The sequence below is a fragment of the Streptomyces sp. DH12 genome, from assembly GCF_020873895.1.
Lineage (GTDB): Bacteria > Actinomycetota > Actinomycetes > Streptomycetales > Streptomycetaceae > Streptomyces.
The window spans coordinates 1-380 of record NZ_JAHWGT010001747.1; the positions used below are offsets into that span (position 1 = coordinate 1).

Annotated in this window: 1 protein-coding gene; it reads right to left on the bottom strand. The window is 72.1% G+C overall.

Annotated elements, in window-relative coordinates; genetic code table 11:
• Positions 1-380 (bottom strand): tryptophan 2,3-dioxygenase family protein (locus tag LPA54_RS42035; protein ID WP_228985589.1); only part of this gene is annotated, 380 nt, incomplete at both ends.

Genomic DNA, 380 nt, shown 5'->3' on the forward strand with positions numbered 1-380 from the left:
GTCTTGGCCCCCATGGCCCGGCGGGTGGCGACCAGATGGTCGTTGCGCCAGCGCCACACCAGTTCGGCGACGTCGGTCAGCGCCTCGCCGAGCCGTGCCACCTCGTCCCGCTCGTCGCCCGCGTAGACGGCCGTCCAGATCTCCTCGACCGCAGGCGACGGCTCGTACTTCCGGGACACGTCGCGCTCCAGCACCTCCTTCGGCACGGGGTGGCCGCGCCGGGCGAGGAACCGCAGCACCTCGTCGTACAGGCTGGGCTCGTGCAGGGCCTTCTCCAGCTCGGCGTGCACCCGCGGCGCTCCCCGGTGCGGGACCAGCATCGACGCGGACTTGTCGCCGAGCAGGAACTCCATGCGCCGGTACATCGCCGACTGGAAGCC